The 3,929-nt window shown below is 47.5% G+C and carries 3 protein-coding genes; all 3 read right to left on the bottom strand.

Features of this window, described 5'->3' with window-relative positions:
- Positions 1-342 precede the first annotated feature (342 nt).
- Positions 343-1,165, bottom strand: a protein-coding gene (locus POTG_RS15120) for an IS5-like element ISPaen3 family transposase (RefSeq protein ID WP_076611171.1) whose coding sequence is annotated in 2 segments (ribosomal slippage) — positions 343-813 and positions 815-1,165 — 822 coding nt in all. Because the reading frame shifts where the segments join, the coding sequence is not laid out codon by codon here.
- 184 nt (positions 1,166-1,349) lie between these two features.
- Positions 1,350-2,861 (bottom strand): sulfatase family protein, encoded by a 1,512-nt coding sequence (locus tag POTG_RS15115; protein ID WP_009225703.1) that lies wholly within the window; start codon positions 2,859-2,861, stop codon positions 1,350-1,352.
- A gap of 267 nt (positions 2,862-3,128) precedes the next feature.
- The coding region (locus POTG_RS15110; RefSeq protein WP_009225702.1) for an S-layer homology domain-containing protein at positions 3,129-3,929 on the bottom strand (801 nt) is incomplete at its 5' end.

Genomic DNA, 3,929 nt, shown 5'->3' with positions numbered 1-3,929 from the left:
GTAAATTGTGTTTTCATTTTACTAATGAATGTGGTAGACTTCACCTTAAGGGTGCTCCTCTCTTTGTGGGTGATGTTCTGGATAAACACCATTCTACCAAAGATTCGGGGCACTTTTCATATTTTTAGAGCATGTTACTTTCGAAATTTAGGTTCATATTTTATCGCTGGACTGTTCCACTTCATCATATGGCGTCTCCGACAAAGTGAACAAGATTCGAGTCCGACTTCTCATAAACAAATATCGACCTTTGCGGCCCGTCCGGAACGCAATCTATGCTGTTGTAACAAACACCTCTATTCTCTGTTTATTTTGCCCGTGGTCAATGATTTGATTTAGTACCTATCCGAAAACCTCTGCGCAGCGGAAACAAATCCAGGCGCAGGCAAAATGGAGCATGGCCTCGTAGTTCTCCACTTTCTTTTCCCAACGAATGAGCAAGCGGCGAAAGCGATTCATCCAGGAGTGGGTCCGTTCGACCACCCATCGTCTGGCCCGGTATCCGGGAATCGCCGCTTTTTCTTCTTTCTCTTCGCCGCGCGAACGCAAATGAAGGACATATCCCAACTCGGCCACTTGTTCCCGGATGATCGGATAGTCGTATCCCTTATCCAAGCACAAATGCTGCGGGTTCTTCGCGTCCGGTTCCGGTCGCGGAGCAGCCGGCTCGGACAGCGTGGGCCCCAGCAGTTTCATATCGTGACGATTCGCCCCATCGACGACGACGCCCAAGGGCATGCCGCGTCCATCCGTCCACAAACTCCGCTTGGTTCCACGCTTGCCGCGATCCGTCGGGTTAGGACCCGTCTTTTTTTCCCCCAAGCGGAGCCTTGGTCATGGCTCCGTCCACCGCTTGCCAGGTCCATTCGATTCCTTTGGCCTCGTCGTACGCTTGCAACCCGGCCTCCCACATCCGTTTGAATACGCCTTGTTCCTGCCAATATTGAAAGCGGTCATGCACCATACTGGCGGCCCCCATTTGACGGGGCAACGCTTTCCACTGGATGCCCGTGCGGAGCACGTAAAAAATCGCCGTCATCGCCTGACGATCATCCATGCGCGGACGACCGCCCTTCGGTTTTGGCGGTTCCTCCGGTAGCAAAGGTTGGATTTTCTCCCACAGTTCATCGGGAATCGAAAAGAGTTGCTTCGGTGCATTTGCCATGACGATCTCCTCCAAGTGCTTCTCTTGAAGGAATTCGACATGTTCCACCGTTTTCCTACTTGCTTATAATGGTTTTCGGATAGGCTCTTATTCCATGCTAATGACAAACTCCCACTGCGGCGGATCGCAGTGGGAGTTTGTCATTGAATCAGGATGGAAATGATGGACAGCTGTTTTATCCTGTTTATGCTCCGGTTATTCGTTTTGTATCCCAACGATCTGTACGAACCAATTCCCTCAGCATTTGTTCGGTCAAGATATGCTTAACCCGGGCAAACGATGGGTCGAACCATAAATTTTTTTGTTCATACGGGTCCTCCTGCAAATCATAAAGCAAGCCATCCTCCGTGTTTAAATAGACCGTCATCTTATAACGCTCTGTAACGATCGTGCGCATCCTGCACACATTGGGGGGAAACCAGTCTTCGTCATATTCCACAATCGCTGGCCCAGGCGGGAGTACATCTCCTTGCTCGATAATGGGACGCAACGAACGCCCGGGCAACCCTAAAGGTTCGGTGTATTGAACTCCCCTGACATCCATCACCGCTGGTTCAATTCCTGCCAAATCCAATATGGTTGGAACAAAATCCAGCAAACTGACGACTTGTTCATTCAGATAGCCTTTTTTCATGGATTCAGGAATTTTCCATATAAAGGGAACCCGAATAAGTTCTTCCCATGGCCATTCCCCTTTTGTGATTAAATGGTGCGAACCCAAATACTCTCCATGATCAGCCAGAAATACAATCACAGTATTTTGATCCAGCTCAAGTTCTTTTAACTTTTTGGTGATTTCGCCAATCGTTTTGTCTACATGTGAGATCATGCCGTAGGTCTGAGCCAATATTTCCCGCAAATCATGTTCATCGAATGACGTATAATCGGGGTGAATGTTTCTCCGTTCCTTAAGCCATGAGATGCCGTCTTCTTCGACGTCCCAATGTTCGGGCAAGGTGAGCGAAGCCGGATCATACATTTCACTGTATGGTCGGCAAGCAGCAAACGGATGATGCGGATCGGGAAACGAACACCACAAGAAAAACGGCTGATCCTGTTGGCTCATTTGTTCCAGAAAGTCAATGCTTCGCTCTGCAATCCAGTGATTGTAATGGTATTCCTCGGGCAAATCAATCCGCCAACTCATCGGAATCTTGTCATCCGCATAATAAGCGCCCTCTTTTGACAATTTCTTGCCGCCTCCGGGATATACCTGCTCCAACCACCTTAAATAATCACCGAAACAGGTCACATGGCCTCCAACATAGTCCACGGATTGGTATCCATAATATCCCGAAGGGATAGACCGGATTTCTCCCGATTCCCAAAACTTCATTCCTTCCCAGGAAAATTCCATTTGTTCTTCTCTGCTTACCGATCCGATCGGTTGATGATGGAGTTTGCCTACGGCATGTGTCCGATAACCGTGTTCCGACAAAACACCCGGCAAAGTGGGGAAGTGTTCGGACAACGCGATTCCATTCGTCAAAACGCCGTGTTGACGAGCCGTCAAACCGGTCAGTAGCGACGCTCGGGACGGCATACATACGGGATTGTTGCAATAAGCGCGGGTAAACGATACGCCCTCCCGCGCCAACCGATCAATATTCGGCGTTTTCACGTCGGGATGACCATGACAAGATAACGTTCGCGACTGCATCTGATCCACGACGAATACCAGAAAATTGGGTTTCACGATTCGAATCCCTTCCTAATTCTTGCAAGATATTAGCGTATATCCGCAAATCATCATTTACACATGATTGGTGGTTCGCTTCTTTGTCACAACGTATCGGCAATCTATGGAGACCACACTTCTTTATTCCTTGAAGCGCGGTCTCCATTCTTTTTGTACGCGGGTATTTCCTGCTTGCTTACTGAAACTAGGTACGTTCTAATCGCTGCTGACGATCTGCATGTGACAAAACTGCGGCCGTTTATAAGGAACTTTGGTTTTCTGGATTTAAAGCTGTGAAATCAGGTTTGATTTTTCCAGAAGTCTCCAAACAATAACGGCTGCTTCAGCTTTTCCAACGTATTGTTTCGGTGCGAGGATGTCACTCGATCTGCCATGCAAAATACCTGCCTTAATTCCCGAAGCGACAGAATATCTAGCATACGGCGCCGTCATCTCTCCGTCTGCGAAACCCGACAATATGGTATCCACATCGTTCAAATCCAGCTCGACCTCCAGTCTTGTCAACTTCATCGCCTTTTCAATTACGGTCATGGCTTGCTCACGAGTTATCGGGTCATTGGGACCGAACCGATCACTTGAATAACCTTTGATCAAATTGTACTCAAGCGCTGTATTTATGAATGAATTATACCAATCCTGACTATTTACGTCTTTGAATTCATTGTTCCCTTGCGTTTTCTCCAATCCCAATGCATTAATAACCATTGCGACGAATTCTGCACGAGTGATCAATTGATCCGGTTCGAAATGATTTGCATCAACTCCGGAAACGATCATTCTCGATCCCATGTCATGAACCACGTTTTCTGCCCAGTGTCCTTCCATGTCATGATATTCCACGTGTTTCTCGACAACCGTGTAAACACTGTTGGTCATACTGCTCATGACAACATAATATTGGCCATCGACTTCTTCAATCCGCGTAGGAACTTGCCTGATCGTTCCGTCATCTTCAATTACGATACCTGTTAAGTTGTCTGAAGGTTCAACGCCTTCTGGAAGTGAAATGGTTCGTTCTACATATTCAGTAAACTTTGTGATTTCAACAGTATTGCCTTCATAAGT

Source organism: Paenibacillus sp. oral taxon 786 str. D14 (genome assembly GCF_000159955.1).
Classification (GTDB): Bacteria; Bacillota; Bacilli; order Paenibacillales; family Paenibacillaceae; genus Fontibacillus; species Fontibacillus phoenicis.
This window is presented reverse-complemented; position numbering and strand designations above follow the sequence as displayed.